The organism is Streptomyces sp. GD-15H (genome assembly GCF_045291515.1).
GTDB lineage: Bacteria > Actinomycetota > Actinomycetes > Streptomycetales > Streptomycetaceae > Streptomyces.
Genome location: NZ_CP149447.1, coordinates 2909988 through 2932590 on the forward strand (window position 1 = coordinate 2909988; position 22603 = coordinate 2932590).

Annotated in this window: 3 protein-coding genes and 1 pseudogene; all 4 read right to left on the reverse strand. The window is 74.0% G+C overall.

Annotation, left to right across the window (positions count from 1 at the left end):
• Positions 1-674: 674 nt before the first annotated feature.
• Positions 675-17191 (reverse strand): annotated as a pseudogene (locus WJ438_RS13440) (amino acid adenylation domain-containing protein); the annotation flags it as partial.
• Entirely contained in the window at positions 17152-19764 is a 2613-nt protein-coding gene (locus WJ438_RS13445; RefSeq protein ID WP_406725447.1) for an SDR family NAD(P)-dependent oxidoreductase, read from the reverse strand. The pseudogene WJ438_RS13440 and the gene WJ438_RS13445, both read right to left, overlap by 40 nt.
• Positions 19761-20171, reverse strand: a complete 411-nt coding sequence (locus tag WJ438_RS13450) for a hypothetical protein (protein WP_406725448.1) — start codon at positions 20169-20171, stop codon at positions 19761-19763. Before WJ438_RS13450 ends, WJ438_RS13445 begins: the two co-directional genes overlap by 4 nt.
• Positions 20060-21916, reverse strand: a complete 1857-nt coding sequence (locus WJ438_RS13455) for a beta-ketoacyl synthase N-terminal-like domain-containing protein (RefSeq protein ID WP_406725449.1) — start codon at positions 21914-21916, stop codon at positions 20060-20062. Before WJ438_RS13455 ends, WJ438_RS13450 begins: the two co-directional genes overlap by 112 nt.
• Positions 21917-22603 lie beyond the last annotated feature (687 nt).

The following is a 22603-nucleotide window of genomic DNA, read 5'->3' on the forward strand; positions in this document are numbered from 1 at the left end:
ACCGACTGGGTGTCGTGGGTGATCAGGAACAGGTCCGTGCGCGCGTCCGGCACACCGCGTGCCAGCGCCCGGACCAGGCGCAGCACCGCGCGTTCGGCCTCGGCATCGGTACCGGACTCCGCGGAGGCGGGGCCGATCACGACGTGCACGTGTTCCGGCCCGGCGCCGACGACGTCGTACGGGCCCTCGAGCGGCCGCACGGTCACCTCGGCGCCGGTCTGCCGGTAGTGCGCGGTCAGGGCGTCGGCCAGCGGTGTTCCGGCCGTGTCGGCGTGGATCAGGACGCGGCCGGGCGTGGCCGACGCGCCGGGCTCGCCGGGCGCCTGCGCCCAGCGCGGCACGGTCAGCAGCCCGCTCGGCGGCACCGGCACCACAGCCCCGGGTGTCGCCCGGTGCCGCTCCGCCTCCGTGGGAGCCGCTTGATGCCGTTCCTTCACCGCGGGCGCCGCCACAGCCGCATCCGTCGCGGAGTGCGCAGCGCGCCCCGGGCTGTGCGTGGGCACCCAGTACCGCTCGCCCGCGAACGGGTAGGTGGGCAGGCTCACCCGGCGCGGGCGGGCCGTGCCGTGCGCCGCGGGCCAGTCCACCCGGCTGCCCTCGGCCCAGCGGCGGGCCGTGTCGTGCAGGGCGGTGCCGGACGGCTCCGGACGGATCCCGTGCCGGGCCACGTCGTCCAGACGCTCCAGCAGCCGTCCCCTGTCCTGCTCGACGAACGCCACGCGCACGGGGAACTCGACGCGGCCCACCTGAAGCGTGTAGGCGGTGTCGGCCAGTGAGGGAGCGCCGGGGGCGGCGAGTGCGTCCCGCAGGCGCGCGGCCATCTCACGCAGGCGGTCCTCACTGCGTGCCGACAGCGGCACCAGCACCGGCTGAGCCGGGGACGAGGGACGGGCAGCGGGCTGCTCGGCCGGGACGTACTCCTCCAGGACGAGGTGTGCGCCCGCGCCGGTGGCACCGAACGAGCTGAGCCCCGCGCGCCGCGGTCCCTCGGGCGGGGCCGGCCAGTCGGCCGTCCCGCGCTGCAGCCGGAACGGGGTGCTGTCGAGGTCGAGCAGTCGGTTCGGGGTCTCTGCGTGCAACGAGGGCACGAGCACCCGGTGGTGCAACTGGAGTGCCACCTTGGTCAGTCCGGCGATCCCGGCGGCGGATTCGGCGTGGCCGATGTTGGACTTCACCGAACCGAGCGCGCAGAACCCGGTGTCCTGGGTGTCCCGCGAGAAGGCGGTGACCAGTCCGCGCACCTCCACCGGGTCGCCCAGCCCGGTGCCGGTGCCGTGCGCCTCGACGTAGCCGATGGAGCGGGCGTCGGCGCCGGCCTCGGCGAGGGCGGCGGAGATGACGTCGGCCTGGCCGACGGGGCTCGGCACACTGAAACCGCTGACGGCACCGACGTGGTTGACGGCGGATCCGCTGACCACCGCGTAGATGTGGTCCCCGTCGGCCTCGGCGTCGGCGAGCGGCTTCAGGACGACCGCGCCCACGCCCTCGGCGGAGACGTAGCCGTCACCGCCTTCCCCGAAGGAGCGGCAGCGCCCGTCGGAGGAGTGCATGCCGACCATGCCGTAGGTGCGGTACTTCCCTGGGTGGAGCGAGAGGTTGACGCCCCCGGCGATCGCCACGTCGCACTCCCCGCGGCGCAGGCTCTGCACAGCGAGGTGGACCGCGGTCAGCGAGGAGGAGCACAGGGTGTCCACGGTCAGACTCGGGCCGTGGAAGTCGCAGACGAAGGAGACGCGGTTGGCGATCTGTCCCTGGTTCAGACTGAGCGGCACCGGCGCCGGCGATTCGGCGCCGACGAGCGTGTAGTCCTTGTGCATGGCGCCCGCGAAGACGCCGACCGAGCGGCGACGGTGCGGTCCCTTGGCGGCGGCGAGGGTGGCCGGAGTGTAGCCGGCGTCCTCGATCGCCTCCCAGCAGGTGCGCAGGAACCAGCGCTCCTGCGGATCGGTGATCTCCGCCTCCTGCGGGGAGATCCGGAAGAAGGCGGCGTCGAACCGGTCGACCTCGTCGAGGAACCCGCCCCAGCGCGACGTCCCGGTGCCGGCGGTGTCCGTCCAGCGTTCCGTCGGCACCTCGCGCACCGTGTCGCGGCCCGCCCTCAGGTTCTCCCAGAAGGCGGCCAGATCGGCGGCGCCCGGGTAGTGCCCGGCCATACCGACGACGGCGAACCGCTCGACGTGGGCGGCCGGCAGCCGACGCCGTCTCAGCCGCGGGCGCTCCACCGGACGGCGCCCGGCGGGACCGTCGTGACCGGCCAGGACGGCGTGGGCGTTCGTTCCGCCGTCGGCGAAGCTGGAGACGGCCGCGACCCGCGGGGCGTCGTCGGGCCAGGGCAGCGACACTCGAGCGAACCGCAGGGGCACGGAACCGAAGTCGAAGTGCTCCGGAGGCTGTTCACCGCTCCGGAAGGGCGTGATGCGGCCGTTGCGCAGCATCAGCACGGTCTTGATCAACCCGGCCATGCCCTCCGCGCACTGCGGGTGCCCGATGTTCGGCTTGACCGAACCCAGGTAGCAGGGGGTGGTGCCGGCGGGGCGGTAGATGTCGGCGATCGCCTTCAGTTCGATCAGGTCGGGTACGGCGGACCCCGCCGCGTTGGTCTCGATGTGCGTCACGTCCTCGGGACGGACCCCGGCCCGCGACAGCGCGCGCAGCATGACGGCGCGCTGTGCGGCCGGGTTGGGTGTGGCCGGCCCGGCGGTGCGGCCGTCGTTGTTGACGGCGACCGCCTTGATCACGGCGTGTACGCGGTCGCCGGCGGCCAGGGCTGCGTCCAGCGGTCTCAGCAGCAGCACACCGACGCCCTCGGCGGGGGTGAGGCCGCGCGCGCGGCGGTCGAAGACATGGAATTCCGGTCCGGTGTTGAGCAGGCCGCGGCGGCCGAAGAGCCGGTGTCCGCCGGCGTCCGGCAGCAGGCCGACCCCAGCGACCACGGCCGCCTCGATGTCGCCCGCGCGCATCGCCTGGACGGCCTGCTGGAGGGCGACCAGCGCCGAGGAACAGGCGGTGTCCACGACCACACCGGGGCCGCGCAGGTCGAAGTGGTGCGACAGGTTGGCGGCAAGGTAGTTCTGGCCTGTCGCCACCACGGGATTGCGGCTGCGGTCCAGTGCCGTGCGGCTCGGATTGTGCCGACTGCGGCCGCCGACGTACACACCGATGTCGCGGCCCTTGACCTCCTCGGGCCGGTAGCCGGCGTCGCACAGGGCGAACAGCGTCTCCTCCAGCAGCAGCAGCGCCTGCGGGTCCATCGCGGCGGCGTCCGCGTCGGAGAGGTGGAAGTGGGCCGGGTCGAACCCGCCGATGTCGATCAGGCCCGCCATGAGCCCCTCACCGTCGCGCCAACGCCCCCGGGGCACCGGCCCCAGCGCCGACCGCCCTTGGTCGAGCAGCCGCCAGTAGGCGTCGAGGTCTCCGGCCCCGGGGAAACGGCCCGCCATTCCGATGACGGCGATGTCCCCGCCGGCGGGATGCGGCTCGTGGTCACCGGCCCGTTCGCGTACGGCGGCCGAAGCGCGCGGGGCACCGCCGGAGACGCCGGCCGCCACCGTGTGTCCGGCACCGTGGGCGGGCGGCTCACCGGTACCGGAGGCGAACGCGGTCGTCAGAGCGGGACCGTGCAGGGTGGCCAGCCAGGCGGTGAAGGAGTCCACGGTCGGGTGTTCCACCAGGGCGTCCGGCGACAGCTCGGCACCGAGCCGGTCCCCCACCCTGCGCAGGATCTGCACGGTCATGATCGAGTCGGTGCCGTAGTCGGCGATCGGCACGTCGGCGGCGAGGCGGTCCCGGTCGTAACCGACCAGTTCCGCGAGCTGGTCCAGGATCCAGTCGGCCGCGGCGGCCCGGGCGGTCGCCACGTCCCCGGCGAGCGCCGGCACGTTCCGGGGCGCGGATGACGCGGGCGGCCGGCCGGAACCGGGATCGGCGCCGTCACCTGCAGGCCCGGCCAGACGGCGCGGGCTCCAGTCGGCATCGACGACGGCCGGGAGGACCACCGGTCCGGCGCCGGTGGCCAGGACGTGGTCGAGCAGCCGCAACCCCTGCTCGACGGAGAGTTCGCCGAGGCCGGTCGCCTCGTAGCCGGGTCCCGGCCGCTCCGTTCCCATGCCGACGCCGCGCCAGCTCGGCCAGGCGACGCTCACCACGGGCAGCCCGTGGGGCCGCCGCCGGGCCACCGCGTCGAGGTGGGCGTTGGCCATGGCGTAGTCGCTCTGTCCGACCGCGGCGGCGGGCACCAGCGAGGCCACCGAGGAGAACAGCACGAAGAATCGCAGGGGGTCGCCCGCCACCGCGTCGACGAGGGCGTCCACTCCGGTGGTCTTGGGCGCCAGCACCGCGCGGACGGCACGGACCGGCTTGCTGACGAAGGCCAGGTTGTCCCGGTCCACCAGCCCCGCCGCGTGCAGCACCCCGCCGATCGGGCCGAGGTCCTGGCGCAGCTGTGCGAGCGTCGCGCCGACCGCCGTGGCGTCCTCCCCCAGCGGCAGCGACAGCACCCGCAGCCGGGCGCCCTTCCGGTCCAGTTCGCGCTCCAGCGCGCGCAGGCCGCCCAGTTTGCGACCGAGCGGCGAGTCGTCGCCGTACCGATCCCACTCCTCGCGCGGCGGAAGCTGCTCACGGCCCGTGAGCACCACCGTGCGAGCTCCCCACCGGTCCACCGCGTGACGGGCCATGGCGAGGCCGATTCCGCGGCTGCCGCCGGTGATCAGCAGGACCTCGTCGGCGGGGAACCGGACGGGGGCGCCGGTCCCGGTGGGCAGCTCGGCCAGGGCGGCCCGGTGGCGCACACCGTCCCGGTAGGTGACCTCCACCTCGTCGCCCGCGTCGACCAGTTCGCGTGCGACCAGCTCGGGCAGTCCCGGGTCGGCGGGGTCGGCCTCCAGGTAGCGGGAGCGCAGCCGACGGTATTCGTGACCCAGCATCCGGTACAGCCCGGCGCGGGCGTCACCGGGGCCGACGCCGAGCAGCAGCGCCGTCCGACCGGCCATCCGCTGCAGCGCGGGGAGCCAGTCCGCCAGGTCGGTCCCGCCCAGGTCGACGAGGGTGTCGAACCGGTCGTCGAGCTCTGCGGCGGACCCGACCGCCACGGCACCCGGCAGGCGGGCGGCGAGGCGCTGGGCGGCGTCAGGGGGGCCGAGAACGGCCACGGCCGCCGGCGCCCGGCCGGGAGTGGTGCCGGCCGGCTCCCAGGTGCGGCCCAGCAGCCGCGTGCCGGGGGGCGGTACGGCCTCGTCGGCCCGCTGTGCCACGAACACCTCGCCGAACGCGTCGGGTTCGGCCACCGGCCGCCAGATGTCGGTGAAACCGGTGTCCTGCAGCACCTCCTGCCAGCGGGAGCCGGTCAGGATCGGCGCCCCGGGCGTGCGCACCGCGTCGTCGTCGTAGCGCCACCAGCCCTCCAGCAGCCCGAAGGTCAGGGTGAGCACCGCCGACTTGCGGGTGATCTCGTTGACCACCAGCAGCCCGCCCGGCCGCAGCGCGGCGGCCAGGTTGCGCAGCACCCGCCGGATGTCGCGGGTGGCGTGCAGCACGTTGGTGGCCACGACCACGTCGAGCCCGCCGCCGGTCAGCCGCTCGCCCGCGCCCGGCTGTTCCACGTCCCAGCGGCCGTAGCGCAGGTATGGCCGGCCGGCGCCGAATCGGCGCTCCGCCTGGTCCAGGAAGGCCGGGGACAAGTCGGTGTACCAGTACGCGAGGCGCTCGGCGTCCGCGTCCACCCGGGGCAGGACGACGGCGGTGGTGCCGCCGGTGCCGGCGCCGACCTCGGCGACGCGCACACCCTCCGTGGGCTCCGCCGCCCGACGCTGCCGTACCGCCGCGGCCGTCACCTCGGCGACGACCTCGTTGAGCCGGTCGGCCACCGGATTTCCCTGGTAGACCGCCGTGAGCCTGGCCACGGAGCCGCCGGGGAAGAGCACCTCGGTCGCGGCCAGCTCGCCGGAGAGGATCTCGGGCAGCCGGTCGACGCACTCCTCGACCAGGGCGAGCTGGGCGTTCCAGTAGGGGTCGGCGGCACAGCGCTCGCGGACCGCGTGCCAGTCGGCGTCGTCGTGCGCCGGCTGCGCCACCGGCTCCAGCGTGCCGTCGGGGTGCGCCCGCAGCGACCCGGTGCCGGTGAGCAGCCGGACGGCCTCCTCCAGCCAGCGCCGGTAGGCGTCCTGGAGGGACAGCCGGTCCGCGAGCCGTTCGAGTGTCGTCGCCGGGCCGTCGGCGAATGCTCCGGCCGCACGCAGGCGGGCGAGCACTCGGCGGGCAACGAGGCGGTCGAGTTCCTCCGCAGGCAGCGGGCCGGGCGCCGGGGTGGGGGGCACGGTCACGGCCGCCCGGAGCCGGCTCGGTCCCGTGGGTGCGGGGGCCGCGGCCGTGGCCGGTGCCTTCGGCGCGTCCGCCACGTCAGGGCCCTGCCCGCCGGGCGGCAGGGCTCCGGGGTACTCGTGCCCGAGGTGGACCGCCAGCTCACGGACGGTGGGGAACTCGAAGGGCAGAGTCGGCGGAAGCGTCCGGCCGAGGGCCTTCTGAAGGTCTTCCACGAGGGCGAGCACCTGCACCGACTCCAGCCCGAGTTCGTGGTAGCCGGTGTTGGCCGGGATCGCCTCCGGCTCACGGCCCAGGACACCGGCGAGCAGGCCGCGCACCAGGTCCTCGGCCGCGCCGACGGCACCGGCGGGGTGCGTCCCGGCCCCCTCGGCGTCCTGCCCACTCCACCGGTCGGCGGCGCCCGCGGGTGCGGACGGCGCGGACTGCACGGCCTTGCTCGACAGGCCGGCCACCTCGGCCACCTTGCGTCCCTCCTCGTCGAAGAATTCCAGTGACATCCGGACGATCTCGCCTCGTCGCTCCACGTCGTCGCGGCGGACCCGGACGGTACGGCGCCCGGTCAGCGCTCCGGCAGTGCGGAACGAGGCGACGTGCAGCGGCAGATACGTCCGGCCCTCGGTGTCCAGCAGTGCGCCGGCGGCGACTGCGGCGCCGAGCAGCAGCGCAGGGTGTGCCAGGTGGTCGACGCCGGGCGGGGCGACGAGGTCGGCCACCAGGTCCCCGGCGTCGTGCCACAGCGATCCCTCGGCGCGAGCCGCGCCGGCGTACACCTGCCCGTTGGACTCGTCCCGCGCGTACACCTCGGACAGCGGGCGGGGCGTCCCGTGCGGCCGGGCCGTGAGATGACCGGCGAAGGACGGCGGATCGCCCGCGACGGCCTCGGCGGTGGCGTAGACCGCTCCGTCGCCGTCGGTGACGGTGACCCGCCAGCGGCCGGCCCCGGCCACGGCGCAGTGGATCCGCGCGGTCACCGGTGAGTCGGTCGCGTCCAGCGGCTGCGCCACCGTCAGGTCGCGCAGGGCCAGGCGCTCCACGGGCAGTCCGTGCTCGGCGAAGACCTGCGCGATGAGTTCGCAGTAGGCCAGTGCGGGCAGCAGGGCCCGGCCCCCCACCCGGTGCCCGGCGATGACGGGCGTGTCCGCGGACAGCTCCACCTCATGGACCAGATCGCGATCCGGCAACCTGGGCGCAGCGGCGTCCTCCCGGCGTGCGGCGCCCGTGCCGTCCGCCGTACCGCGCACCGCGGAGGCGGGCACCCAGCAGCGCTCCCGGGCGAAGGGGTAGCCGGGCAGTGCGACGGGGGGTCCGTCCTGCGGCCAGCTGACATCCGCGCCGCGGGCCCAGGCGGCGGCCAGCTCGTACGGGGTGCGGTCGGCCGGAGGCTGCGCCGAGCGTGCGGCGATCCCGGTGAGGACGTGCGGCGAACCGTCACCCGAAAGGTGCGCTTCCAGCGTCTTGACCAGGTCGTCAACGGTGTCGAAGACGACAGCCAGCCGGTGGGCCATGGGCTCGCGGCTCTGCAGGGTGCGGGCGAGCCGGCCGGGCGGCGTGCCGCGTCCCTCGCCACGCAGGAATCCGGCGATGCGCTCCGCGTACTCGGTGAGGCAGTCCGCGTCCCTCGCGGACAGCACGCACACGTACGGCCCCGCGTCGCGGTCGGCCTGCTCGGTCGGCACGTACTCCTCCAGGATCACATGGGCGTTGCTGCCGCCCGCCCCGAACGCGCTGACGGCCGCGGTGCGGGGCAGCGGACGGCCCGCCGGGTCGACACGTGGCTTCCATGGGGCGAGGTCGCGCTGGACGTGGAAGGGGGTGCCCTCCAGGCCGAGTTCCGGGTTGAGCCGTTCCGCGTGCAGCGAGGGTGCCAGCTCGCCATGGCGCAGCTGCAGCAGCACCTTGGTGAGGGCGGCCATGCCCGCGGCGGCCTCGGCATGTCCGATGGCTGACTTCACCGAGCCGATCGGGATGCGCACGCCCCGCAGGTCGTGTCCCTTGAAGGCGCGCGCGAGGCCGGCGATCTCGACCGGGTCGCCGAGCGAGGTGCCCGTGCCGTGCGCCTCCAGGTAGTCCAGTTCGGCCGGGGTCAGCCCGGCCCGGTCGAGCGCGTCGCCGATGACCACGGCCTGCGCCCGGGGGTTGGGCACGCTGTAACCCTTCCCGGCACCGCCGTGGTTGACCGCGCCGGCCCGGACCACGGCGAGGATCCGGTCGCCGTCGGCCTCGGCGGCGGAACGGCGCTTGAGCAGCACCGCGCCCACCCCCTCGGCGGGGACGTATCCGTCGCCCCCCTCGCCGAAGCTGCGGCACCGGCCGTCGGTGGAAAGGAATCCGCCCCTGGCCAGCTGCAGGTACTTCAGCGGATGGCTGGAGACGTTGACACCGCCGGCCACAGCGACGTCGCAGTCCCCCTCGCGGATGGCCTGGCAGGCCAGGTGCAGGGCGGTCAGCGAGGACGAGCACATGGTGTCGACCGCGATGCTGGGCCCGTCGAAGCCGTAGAAGTACGACACCCGGTTGGCCACCGACGCGTACGACGAGGAGGTCGGGCCTCCGGTGCCACGCAGGGCCTCCTCGACGCCGTACAGCTGGTAGTGGCCGTACATGAGCCCCACGAAGACGCCGGTGCGGACCGAGGAGAGAGCCGCCCGGGAGGTGCCGGCGTCCTCCAGCAGATGCCACACGGTCTGCAGGAACAGCCGCTCCTGCGGGTCGATGTGGTCGGCTTCCGCCTTGGACATGCGGAAGAACATCGGGTCGAACGACTCGACATCGGACAGCCAGCCGCCCCACTTGCCGTAGGTCTTGCCGACGGCGTCGGGGTCGGGGTCGTAGAACAGGTCGTGGTTCCAGCGCTCGCGGGGCACCTCCTCGACGCAGTCCCGGCCCTCCCTGAGGTTGCGCCAGAACTCCCGGAGGTCGTCGGCCTTGGGGTAGCGGCCGGCCACGCCGACGATCACGATGTCGTCCCGCTCGCCGGCGGGCACGGCGGCGAGCACGGAGCCCGGCCGTACAGCCGTCCTGGCGGGCAGGGCCCGCACGGCGGTGCGCGGAGGCTCGGCGGGTGTGGCGGATACGGGCTCGCGCACCGGGCCGGCGCCCAGCAGCTCGCGCAGCGGTCCCGGGTGCTCCTCGGCCAGGTGGCCGGCGAGTTCGCGCGTGGTGACGTACTCGAAGAACAGCGTCTTCGGCAGCGGCCCGAAGTGCCGCTCCAGCGCCCGGGTCAGGCTGATCACCAGCAGCGAGTCCACACCGTAGTGGTCGAACGACTCGTCCTCGGCGATGTCCTCCACCGGCGTCTTCAGTTCCCGGGCGAGCAGCCGGCGCAGGAACTCCACCGCACCCGCCCGCAGTTCCCCGGTGGGCTCGGCCGGCTCCGCGGGTGTGGGCCCGGCGGCCGACGGCAGGGGCCGAGGGGCGTCCGCGCGGTTCAGGGCCGCGCCGATCCGGGCGGTGTCGCCCGCGGTGAGCATGACCCGGGTGCTGCCGTGGGCCAGGGCGGCCTCGAGCGCGTCGAGCGCCGCCTCCGTGCCCAGCGGCTCCATGCCGAACTCTCGGCGCATCGCACGCCGGGCCTCGGCGCCGAGGGTCATGCCGCCGTCCTGCCACAGCGACCAGTCGACGGCCAGGCCGCCACCCGGGCGCCGCCGGAGGTAGTGGCCGAGGAAGCTGTTGGCGAAGGCGTAGTCGGTCTGGCCGGCGTTGCCGAACACCGCCGCGGTCGAACCGAACGCGACGAAGTAGTCCGGATCGTCGTCGCGGGTCGCCTCGTCGAGCAGCACGGTGCCGAGCACCTTCGGCGCGAGTACGACCTCCGCGTTCGCGTCGCTCTTGTGCAGGACCAGGCCGTCCCGCAGGGTGCCGGCGGCGTGGACCACGCCGACCACTCGCCCGAACCGGTCCCGGGCCGCGTGCACCGCCCGGGCCACGTCGGCGGGCACGGTCACGTCGGCCCGGACATGCAGCCAGCCGTCCGGAAGCAGGCCGGTCGGCGCGGACCTGCTGACCAGGACGATCCCGGCGCCGGGGTGCCGGGCGGCGATGCGGCGGGCGACGTGCAGGCCGAGCCCGCCCGACCCTCCGGTGATCAGGTGCGCTCCGTCGCGGGCGAACGGCGAGACTGCGGGAGCGGGCAGGGTCAGCGGACGCCAGGCACGGGACAGGCGGCGCCGGCCCTCCGCGCGCAACTCCGGCTCGCCCCCGGACAGCAGCTCGGCGCGCACCAGTTCGGCGAGGTCGCGCGGGGAGCCGCCGGCGCCCGTGCGGGCCACCACGCTCATCCGGATCTGCGGGTGTTCCTGTCCGATCGAGCGGGCGAAGGCGTCGAGCGCAGCATGTGCCGCTCCGGCCGCACCCGGCTCGTCGTCGTGCACGTACAGGTAGCGCAGCGGCCCGCCGCGTCCGGCGATCCGGGCGCGGCACAGCGTGAGGGCGCGATGGAAGCCGCTGCGCAGCGCCTCGTCCAGATCGCTGCCGGAGGCCAGGTGCACCAGGTGCGAGGCGCTGTCCGGGGCTCCGGTCCGGACGTCCCACTCGGGTGCGAGCACGGCCAGTTCCGACCGCAGCGACTCGGCTCGGTCGTCCCCGGTGTCGAGGATCACCAGTCGGCCCACCTCGGCGTGCGCCGCGGCGTGCGTGTCGGCCGTCTCCTGCCACACCGGTTCGAAGGCGTGCGCCCGCCGGTCGGCGCCGGGGACGGGACGCAGTACGAACCGCTCGATCCGCGCCAAGGGGGTGCCGTCCTCGGAGGCGAGCGTGATGTCGAACGCCTGGCCGTCCGGGCCCTGCTCTCCGGCCACGGCGTGCACCAGGCAGGTCTCCGGCCAGCCGGCCGCTGGTTCCGGTGCGAACAGCCGTACGGCACCGATCGCGTAGGGCAGGTGGGCCGTGGTGCCCCCGGTCAGCCAGCCGGCGGCCTGCAGGGCGCCGTCGAGCAGGGAGGGATGGAAGGCGAAGCCATGACCGAGGCCGGGGTGCCGCAGCACGGCCAGTGCCTCGCCGTCGCCGAGCCGGAGCTCCTGAAGGACCCGGAAGGCGGGGCCGTAGTGGAAGCCGACGTCGGTGAAGCGGGCGTAGCACTCCTCGGACGTGCGGGTGTCGGGGCACCGCTCGCGCAGTGCGGCCACGTCGACGGGTCCGGCGGCGTCCGCCCCGGTGGGCCCCTGGTCGTCGAGGAGGAGCCGTCCGTGCGCGTGCGGGTGCTCGCCGCTGATCTCGAACTCCCCGGACGGTGCCACCGTGACCCGCAGCTCCTGACGCCGACCGGGTGGCAGCGTGAGGGGCGCGGACCACACGACGTCCTCGATGTGCCGGACGCGGGCCCGGCCGTGGGCACGCTCACCGGCCTGCCGGGCCAGCTCCAGGTACAGCACGCCGGGCAGGACCAGGTCGTCGCCCATTCGGTGATCGGCCAGGTAGAACTCGGTTCCGGTGAGGCGCTTGACGAAGGCCGCGGTGTCGAACGTCGAGACGTTCTCGTCCAGCAGTGCGCCGTCCCCGGCCCGTCGCGTCCCGGCGTCCGCGGGCGCGTCGAGCCAGTGCCGCACGGGCTCGAACGGGTAGGCGGGCAGGCCAACCCGGCGGGCGGGCGGCAGGGCGGACCAGTCGATGTCCCCACCGTCGGTCCACAGTTCGGCAAGGGAGCGCAGGTCCCGCTCGGCGGCCAGTGCGCGGACGAAGTCCCGCCAGGCCGCGCCGGAGGCGGCCGAGGTGCGCCGCCGCCCGGTCCGCGCGTCGCCGCGCAGCACACCCGGCTCGGTCCGGCCCTCGGCGCAGTTGTCCAGGAGCCGCAGCAGCTCGGCGCGGTCGCGCGCGACGAAGGCGAGCCGCTCGTTCATGCTCTCGCGTCCGACCCGCAGGGTGTGGGCGACATCGGCGAGCGAGGGGTGCTCCCGGCGGACGAACGCGGCCAGCCGGCGGGCCTGTTCGCACAGGGCGCGCGCGGTGCGGGCGGAGAGTACGTAGAGGTCCTCGTGGTCCGGGTCGGGTCCGGGGCCGTCGACCGGTGTGTCCGGAGCCTCCTCGAGCACCACGTGCGCGCCCGCGCCGCCGAAGCCGAAGGAACTGACCCCGGCCCGGCGCGGCAGCGGCAGGCCCTCGGCGTCCACCGGGGAGGGCCAGGGACGGGTGGTGTCGACGACCTCGAACTGGCTGTCGTCCAGGGGGACGTAGGGGCTGCGCTCCCGAAAGTGGAGGCTGGCGGGCAGGGTGCGGTGGCGCAGCGCCAGGACCACCTTGAGCAGGCCGGCGATGCCCGCGGCGGCCTCCAGGTGACCGATGTTGGTCTTCACCGAGCCGATCCCGCACACCGGGCCGTCGGGCCGCGCGGTCCGGCCGAGCCGGGTGAACGCCTCGGTGAGGCCGGCGACCTCGATGGGGTCGCCCAGCGCGGTGCCGGTGCCGTGGGCCTCGATGTAGCCGACCGAGTCGGGGTCGACGCCGGCGGCCCGGTAGGCCCGCTCGAGCAGGTCCGCCTGGGCCTCGGGACTGGGCGCGGTCAGCGAGGTGGTGCGGCCTCCGTGGTTGGCCGCGGTCGCCTTGACGACCGCGGCCACCCGGTCACCGGCCCGGCGGGCGGCGGCGAGGTCACGCAGGACGACTGCGCCGACCCCCTCGCCGCGCACGTAACCGTCGGCGGAGGCGTCGAAGGCCTTGCAGCGGCCGTCCCCGCTGAGCATCTCGCCCCGGCTCAGCGCGGCGTAGAGCCCGGGGTCGAGGATCAGACTGACCCCGCCCGCGATCGCCAGATCGCAGCTGCCGTCGCGCAGCGCCGTGACCGCCTGGTGCACGGCCGTGAGCGAGCTTGAGCAGGCGGTGTCCACCGCCAGGCTGGGGCCGCGCAGGTCGAGGACGTAGGAGATCCGGTTCGGGATGATCGACTGCGCGGCCCCGGTGAGGCTGTGGGCCTCGGCCGCGTGTCCGGTGGACCGCTGGAGCTCGGCGTAGTCGGAGTTCGTGGTGCCGATGAAGACGCCGACCCGCCGGCCGCGCAGGTCCGAGGGCCGGTACCCGGCTTCCTCGAGCGCGGACCACACCACCTCCAGCAGCAGCCGCTGCTGCGGGTCCATCAGTTCGGCCTCCCGCGGCGAGATGCCGAAGAAGGCGGCGTCGAAACGGTCCACGCCCTGGACGAAACCGCCCCAGCGCGAAGGGGAGGCATCCGCGTGCGCGCGCCAGTCCCAGCGATCGGCCGGAATCTCCTGGATGAGGTCGTGTCCCTGCACCAGGTGGTTCCAGAACTCCGTCAGATCGGCCGACCCGGGCAGTCTGGCGGCCATGCCGACGATCGCGATGTCGCCGGCCGTACCGTCGGGCAGGCCGCTTCGGCCGGGCGCGGGGAGCTGCCCGGCCGGCGTGGTGATCGCCTCCACCGTGGCCGGGGGGGCCGAGGGGTGCGGGGTGTGGGAACCGCCCACGGGCGCCGAGGCCTTCGGGCGGTCCGGGGCGTCCGGGGTCTGCGCGGTCGCCGGGAGGGACGACGTGTCCGGGACGTTCCCGTCGTCCTGCCGGTCCTCCCCGGCGAGGTGGGCCACGACGGCCTCGAGGGTCGGATAGCGGTAGAACAGGGTGGGCAGCACCTCGATGCCGTACTGCTCCGTGATGCGGGTGCTGAGCGTGGCGAAGGTCACCGAGTTCATGCCGAGTTGGCCCAGCGGGACGTCGAGCGGCAGCCGTGCGACGTCCACCTCGAGGATCTCGGCGACCAGCCGGGCCAGGTCGTCCTCGCCGATCGCGGGCGCCGCGGCCCCGGCCGGGGCGGGGCGGGCGGGGACGGGGACGGGGACGGGGGAGCGTACGGGCTCCGGTGCCGCGCGCAGCTGCTCCAGCGGCGCGTCGCGCAGCGTGCCGCGGTCCACCTTCCCGTTGAGCGTGTACGGCAGCTCCGGAACGGACACCAGCACATCGGGGATGAGGTAGGCGGGCAACCAGGTTCCCAGGTCCTCGCGGGCGGGCAGCCGGGCGCCGTCCGCGGGCACGACGAAGGCGTACAGCGCGTTGTCGCCGCCGACCGGGCGGGAGACCACGGCGGCCTCCCGCACTCCGGGCCGGGCCCGCAGGACGGCTTCCACCTCGCCCGGTTCGATCCGGAAGCCGCGCACCTTGACCTGGGCGTCGAGCCGGTCCAGGTACTCGATCCGGCCGTCCGGGAGCGCCCGCACCAGGTCCCCGGTGCGGTAGCGGCGCTCACCGTCCACAGTGACGAACCGCTCCTCGGTCAGCTCAGGACGGCCCAGGTAGCCGATGGCGAGGCCGGCGCCGCTGATGTACAGCTCGCCCGGCACACCCGTGGGGACCGGGCGGCGGCGGGCGTCCAGCACGTGCAGCGTGGTGTTGGCGACCGGGTGCCCGATGGTGACGCGCTCCCCGGGCGTGAGCCGGCACACGGACGACCAGATCGTGGTCTCCGTCGGCCCGAACATGTTCCACACCTCGCCCGCCCGGGCGAGCAGCCGTTCCGCGGTGGCCTGGTCCAGCGCCTCCCCTCCGCACAACGCCTTCAGTCCGCGTGTGCCGCGCCAGCCGGCCGCGAGCAGCATCTTCCAGGTGGCGGGCGTGGCCTGCACGACGGTGGCGGGGCTGTTCTCCAGCAGGCGGCGCAGTAGCACGCCGTCCCGCGCCACCTCGGCGGGCAGGATCTCCACCCGGGCACCGGTGATCAGGGGCAGGAACAGCTCAAGGGCCGCGATGTCGAAGCAGACGGTGGTGAGCGCGAGCAGGTGGTCGTCGGCCGACAGACCGGGTTCCTCGGCCATCGACAGCAGCAGGTTGGCGAGCGCCCGGTGCGGCACCTGGACGCCCTTGGGGCGGCCCGTGGAGCCCGAGGTGTAGATCACGTACGCCGGGTCGTCGGGCGCCGGACCGCGGGAGTGGACCGCGTGCTCGCCGTGGAGCGCGGCAGCCCCCTCGGGGACCTCGTCGAGCCGCACCACCGGGACGCCGAGCGGAGGATGCGTCGTGGAGCCGGTGAGCAGCAGGTGCAGTCCGGCGTCCTCGGTCATGTAGCGCAGCCGGTCCTCCGGATAGCCGGGGTCCAGCGGCACGTACGCTCCGCCGGCCGCGAGGACCCCGAGCAGGGTGGTGAGCATGTCGACCGACCTGTCGACGAGCACGCCCACGGTGCGTCCGGGCCGGACTCCGTGCCGCCGCAGGTGTGCCGCCAGCTCCTCGACGCGTTCCAGGAGCCGGCCGTACGTCACCTCGGTGGTGGAGTCGGCCGCCGCCACCGCGTCCGGAGTGCGCCGGGCCTGCGCCGCGAACAGCTCCGGCAGGACGGCGTCCTCCGGCCAGGCCCGCCGCACCCGTCGCTCCCGCTCGTGGTCGAGACTCCGCTCCGCCGACGTGCGTACGGGGAGCCGGTCGAGCGCGGCACCGGGTTCGGCGAGCGCGGCACCGGTCAGCGCCTCGAAGTGCTCACCGAACCGCCGTGCGGTGTCCTCGTCGAGGAGGTCGGGATTGTATTTCAGGCAGTAGCGGGCGCCGTCCGCCTCCTCCACCACCTCCAGGGTGAGGTCGAACTCGCCTTCCTGGTGCACTCCGGGGAAGACCCCGGTCACGGGCGCTGTCCCGGAGCCGGTGTCGATCCAGTTCTGGAAGTAGAAGGCGGCGTCGAACAGGCGTTGGGCGCGCAGGTCCTGGGCGAGTGCGAGCAGGGGGTGATCGCCGTGCTCCAGCGCTTCGAGAGTGACGTCGCGCACCAGGCGCAGCAGGCCCCGGAAATCCTCCTCGGGTGTGATGTCGCAGCGCAGGACGACCATGTTCACGAAGTAGCCGACCACGTCGGCGTACTCGGGCGAGGGCCGTCCGGCGACGGGGGTGCCGACGTCCACGCGGTCCTGCCCGCAGTAGCGGTGCAGCAGCGCCGTGTACGACGCGAGCAGCACACAGAAGAGGGAGGTCCCCTCCTCGTCGGCGAGCCGCTTGGCCTGCCGGACGAGGGAGCCGCTCAGCCGCCCCTCGACGGACGCGCCCCGGTGACCGGGCACGGCCTGGCGCGGGCGGTCCCAGGGGAACCGCAGTTCGGGGCGGTCCCCTCCAGCCGGCGCAGCCAGTAGGAGCGCAGCCGCTCGCCCCGGGCGGAGGCGGGCAGCTGCCGCTGCCAGGTGACGAAGTCGGCGTAGGTGTGGCGCGGGTTCGCGGCCGGCGGTGTCCCCCGGTAGAAGGCGGACAGTTCGCGCAGGAAGACGGCGATGGAGACGCCGTCGAAGACGATGTGGTGGAACACCAGCAGCAGGACGTGTCGCCCGTCGGCCAGGGTCAGGACGGTGGCCCGCACCAGCGGCCCGGCCTCGAGGTCGAACGGCTCGCGGGCGAGCAGCCGCGCCTCCTCCCGGGCCGCTGCCACGTCGTCTGTGTCCAACTGCCTGTGTGTGAACGGCAGGCGCAGCACCGGCTCGACCCGCTGCCGGTCACCGGTGATCCGGACCCGCATCTGCTCGTGCCGGTCGACCAGGGCCTGCAGTGCCGTACGCAGGGCGGTCAGGTCGGTGTCCGGTTCCAGCCAGAACGCCAGCGGCAGGTTGTAGGCGTAGGTACCGGGGCTGGTGCGCTCGATCACGGCGAGTGCGCGCTGACCGGCCGACAGCGGGAATTCACGCGCGCTTCGGGGGTCGGCGCCGGGCGCGGCCGGCAGGGTGGGCGTCCGCGGGGCCTCGTCCGGGGCTGCCGCCGGTTCCAGGAAGTCCGCCAGGTCGCGCAGGGTGGAATGCCGCAACAAGTCTCGCAGCGAGACGCGGACGCCGAGGGTTTCCTCGATCACCGCCGCGACCTTCATGCCGCTCAGCGAGTCGAAGCCGTAGTCGGACAGCGGCCGGTCGGTGTCGAGGGACGCCTCGAGCTTCAGAGTGCGCTCGACGATCCGCGCGAGCTCGGGCAGCAGGGTGCCGCCCGCCGGGACGGTGGCGGGGCCGGCCGCCCGGCCGCGGGCACCGCCGGTGCCGCCCCGGCCGGGTCCGCCCGGCCGGCCTTCTGCGCGACGATCACGTGCTGGCCGAGGGGAAGGTCCCGGTCCAGGACGGCGGCGTCGGCGAAGCCCTCCTCCAGCACCAGGCGCTGCCAGGTCGCCGCGGCGGCCAGCGGGGCGTCCGGGATGCGCAGACCGGCGTCGGTGAACGCCCACCAGCCCTCCAGAACCCCGCCGGTGACGGTGATGCTGCTGCGGACCGCCGTCAGCTCGTTGAGCACCAGCCGACCGCCGGGGCGCAGCAGTTCTCGGGCCGTGCGCAGGCTGCGGCGCAGGTCCGAGGTCGCGTGCACCACGTTGGTGGCGACGACGACATCCGCCGCGCCCGGTGCGAACCCCTGTTCGGCCAGGGGCCGTTCGAGGTTGAGGGTGCGGAATACCACGAACGGGAAGGTGTCCGCGAAGCGCTGCCTGGCTGCTTCCAGGAACTGCGGCGAGATGTCGGTGAAGACGTACTCGACCCGCCCGGGGGCGCCGGACAGCACGGGCAGGACCCGTTCGGTCGTCGCGCCCGTCCCGGCACCGAGTTCCACCACCCTCAGCGGCTCTCCGCGGTCCGGCCCGGACAGGCGCGGGCGCGCGTACTCCGCGACGGCGTGGGCCACCAGTTCGTTGAAGGAATCCGTGAGCGGGTTGCCGCGATAGAAGTCCTGGACGAGGTCCATCGACGCGTCGGGGAACATCACTTCGGTGGCACCGACCTCGCCGCGCAGCACCTGGGGATAGCGCCGCAGGAAAAGGCGGGTGAGCGTGACCGTGGCCGTGATGTCGGGGTGGTCGGCGGCGATCTGCTCGAGTTCCCGCTCCCAGTCGTCCCAGTCACCTGCGTCACCGGCCGACAGCACCTCCACCTCGTCGCCGCGCACGGCCACCCGGCCGGCGTCGGCGAGGATGTTGAGCAGGGCCCGGTGCAGCCTGCGGTACTTGGGCAGGATGCCCAGCCGGTCGGCGAGGGCGGAGACGTCGTGCCGCTCCCCCGGCCGCAGCAGGGCCCCCATCCGCCGGTAGACGCCGAGCAGCGCCCGGTCGCACAGGGCGGCGAGCCGGTCGTAGCCCCGCAGTACGGCGCCGGCGCCGGGACCGGCCGGTTCGGGGCGGCCGAGACGGCGGGCCAGCTCCGACGGGCGGTGCCCCAGAGCCTCCAGCGCGCGCCGGCCCGCCCGGATCGGCATCACTTGGACCGGGCCGTGCGCCAGCACCCGCTCCAGGACGTCGAGCCCTTCGTGCACCGGGAAGGCGTCGATGTCGGCCCTGCGGAACACCTCCGCCAGACCCGTCTGCGCCCCGGAGCCGACCTGCCCCCAGTAGCCCCAGTTCACGACGTGCACCGGATGGGGGCGGCGGGTGACCAGATGTCTGCCGTAGGCGTCCTGGAAGGCGCTCGCGGCCACATAGGCGGCGTTGCCCGCGGCGCTGACGAAGGAGCCGACGGAGCTGAAGAGGACGAGGAAGTCCAGGGGTTCGCCGTCCAGTGCCTCGGCCAGGGCGACCGAGCCGTCGACCTTTGCGGCGAGCGCGGAGCGCAGTGCGGTGGTGTCGAGTTCGGCGATGGTGCTCGCGTTGAACGTCATGGCCGTGTGGAAGGCGCCGTGCAGCGTGCCGAAGTGTTCCTTGGCCTTCGCCACGGCCGCGCGCAGCGCGCCCGGGTCGGCGGCGTCGGCCGTCAGGTGGAGGACCTCGCCGCCCGCCTCGCGCACGCGGGCGATGGACCGTTCCTGATCGGGTCCGGGTTCGCTCCGGCTGATCCACACCAGGTTGGCACGGAATCGGCGGGCGAGGTCCTCGGACAGGACTCGCCCGATGCCCCCGGTGCCGCCCAGAAGGAGATACGTTCCGCCTTGCCGGTACGGGGATCGGTCGGGCCGGGGCAGTGGGCTGTCCACCAGGCGCCGTACGTACCGTCGGCCGTCCCGCAGCAGCGTCGCGCGGCCGGCCGGGTGGGCGGGCTCCGCGAGGATCGCGGCAAGCGCCTGCCCCGGGTCGGTGTCCTTCACGTCGACGCAGGTGATGTCCAGGTCGGGCTGTTCGGCGGCGAGCACCTGGGCGAAGCCGAGCAGTGCCGCGGCGGACGGGTTGTCCTCATGGGCGCCCTCGGTCACCACGGTGAGCCGCGAGGCGGCCGCGTGGGTCGCGAACAGCGCGAGCACGCCGTCGCGCACCCCGGTCCCCACATCGCCCGGGCGCCGCATGGCGCCCAGGTGGTACAGGTGCGCGACCGGCTCGGCGAGCAGCGCGGCCGGATCTTCGCGGTCCAGTCGGATCAGTCGTGCCCCGGGGTGGTGGCGGATCAGCGCCTCGGCCAGCGCGTCGGGCTCCCCGGCCGTGAGCACGGCCACCGGGCCCTCGCCCGGTCCGGCCGCGCTGGCGTGCTCCAGGTCCTCGGGGCACCACACCGGCTGCAGGCAGCGCAGTTCGCGTTCCCCGGTTCCGACGGCGTCGTCCGCCACGGCGACCCGGACCTCACCCGTACACACGGTGGAGGCGCTCACCGCCGCAGCCTGCTGCACCTCGGCCGACGCGAGTGCGACCACCTCGCTCCGGGGCAGTGCGCGGGGCTGTGTCCCCCGGCCGGGCGCGTGGCGGCGGGCTGGGGAAGCCAGTAGCGCTTGCGGTCGAAGGGATACGTCGGCAGGCCCACCCGGCGCCCCCCGGTGGCGGGCCAGCCGGCGCGCGCGCCTCGAGTCCACAGTCGGGCCGCCGTCCGCAGGTCGCCGTCGGCCAGGGCACGGGCCAGGCGCTCGTCCACGCCCGGGTCGAGCGTGCGGCGGGTGGCGCCGGCATCGTTCAGCTCCACGTCGGTCTCCGCTTCGCGGGCCACGGCCCGCAGCACCGCGCGCACCTCGGCGAGGTCCCGCGCCGGGAAGGCGAGCCGGACGTCAAGCTGCTCGCGGCCCACACGCAGGGTGTGGGCGACGTCGGCCAGGGCGGGTGTTGGTTCCCCGCTGGACACCAGGCCGCGCAGCGACGCGGTACCGGGAATCGTCTGCTCCATACCCAGCCTTTCGCTGAGCATGGCGAGTTGGGCGGGTGAGCAGCCGTAGTCCGCAAGCGGGGTGTCCGGATCCAGGTCCTCCGGTCGCGCCCGTAGCACCTCGGCGGCCATGCGGGTGCTGTCCTGGAGGGACGCGCCGCCGACCGCGCCGCCGTCCAGGAAGTCGGCCAGTCGCCCGGCGTAGGCGCGCAGTCGTCTCTCGCTGAGAGCGGAGAGCACGACCAGTTCCCGGCCGCGGCCCTCCGGGGCGGCGGCCGGCTGCCCCGGTACTCCTCGACGATCAAGTGGGCGTTGGCGCCTCCGCCGCCGAAGGAGCTGATCCCGGCACGGCGCGGGAACTCGCGCTCCTGGCCGTCGTCGTCCCGCAGCACCGGGCGCGGCCAGGGTGCGGCCTCCTGCTGCACGCGGAAGGGGGTCCCGGACAGATCGATGTCCGGGTTGAGCTGCGCCGAGTGCAGTGACGGCGGCAGCACTCCGTGCCGGAGCTGCATCAGCACCTTGGCCAATCCGGCGATTCCGGCTGCGGACTCCAGGTGGCCGATGTTGGACTTGACCGAGCCGATGGCGCACTCGGGCCTGGCGTCGGCGGGGGTGCCGCCCAGCAGTCCCTCGCGCAACCCGGCGATCTCGATGGGGTCACCGAGCGGGGTGCCGGTCCCGTGGGCCTCCACGTAGGTGACGGTGCGCGGGTCGACACCGGACCGGCGCAGCGCCGCGCGGATCACCTCCGCCTGCGCCCGGGGGCTGGGCACCGTGTAACCGCTGGTGCGCCCATCGGAGTTGATCGCGGAGCCCTTCAGGACGGCGTAGATCCGGTCGCCGTCCGCCTCCGCCGCGCGCAGCGGCTTGAGCAGGACCGCGCCGACGCCCTCGCCGTCGACGAATCCGTCCGCGAAGGCGCCGAAGCTGCGGCACCGGTCGCCTCGCGAGATCATCCGGCGGTCCGCCAGCATGCCCAGGTGCTCGGGATGGAGAATGAGGTTGACCCCGCCCGCGAGGGCCATCCGGCACTCGCCCTGGCGTAGGCTCTCGCAGGCCAGGTGGATGGCGGTGAGCGAGGCGGAGCAGGCGGTGTCCACGGTCAGGCTGGGGCCGCGCAGGTCCAGCGCGTAGGACACCCGGTTGCTGATCGACCAGTGCGGGGCCCGGGCGTTGGTGCGCACGCCGAAGGCGTCGGCCTGCCCGGCCAGCCACTCGTAGTCGTTGTTCATCACTCCGGCGAAGACACCGACCGGGCCGGCGTCGGCCAAGCCGCGCGGCGCGTATCCGGCGTCCTCGGCGGTCGCCCAGACGGTCTCCAGGAAGACACGTTCCTGGGGGTCCATCTCCTCCGCGTCGGAGGGCGAGATCTGGAAGAGCAGGGGGTCGAACTTGTCGACGTCCTGCAGCCAGCCGCCCCACTTGCTGTAGCTGCGACCGTCCGCGCCGTCAGGGTGGTAGTGCTCCTCCGCCGGCCAGCGGTCGGAGGGCACCTCGCTGATGCAGTGGCGCCCCTGCAGCACGTTGTGCCACAGCTCCTCCGGTGTGGCCGCCCCGGGATACCGCCCGGCCAGCCCGATGACGGCGATGCCCTCAAATTCGTTTCCGGGGACGGCCGCCTGCTGCACGGAAGCCAGCAGTTTCAGCAGAAGAGCACGCTTGTGATCCATTGACCTTCGCCTTGTCCGAATGAGCTTGTGACCGCCGTGCTCGTGTCGGGCAGGCACAGGAGCCGATACACCGATTGAACGCAAGAAAAACGCTTCCCGAAATCCCGGAGAGGAATACGGAAAGCCGCAGCAGAGACAAATAAGGGCCGCACTGGAGGCAGGTAAGGAATGCACTCAGAAAAGGGCGATGCGGGCACCGACACATAAATGAGAGATTCGAACTACGTCGATGCGCACACTATGTCCACCCCCCATTCGATCTTCACTCCCGCCGGACGGTAACACTCCCGATCTTTGACAGGCAAGGGTGCAACCGCCCGGCACCACCCTCGCCCCCCACCTCACGAGAGGGCACAGTAAGGCCAGGTCACAGCAGGGCGGACGCACCTGACGACCACACTCGAGCAATGCCACAGCAACTCTTTTCAGCCACATCGAAAACCTTCGGACAGTCGCTCAACCATCCCCTACCTGCGACCATTGAGCGCGAAAGCAGACATCTAGACACACTTCCCTCAGATGGCTTTTCGCAGCGCACCGCACACCGGCCGCGGCGGGCAATTGCGACCTGCCAGAAAGCCGACCTATGGTGTTACGGTCACCGTGCGGATGATCAGGGGGAGGACCATGGCGCCCTAGCGCAACAAATTCGGCCACCGCTCCGAGACGCCACTCCCCACTGGACCG

Bases quoted from the DNA above. Each gene is read 5' to 3' on its own strand.
- WJ438_RS13455 (WP_406725449.1), bottom strand. From the start codon at position 21,916: ATGGATCACAAGCGTGCTCTTCTGCTGAAACTGCTGGCTTCCGTGCAG.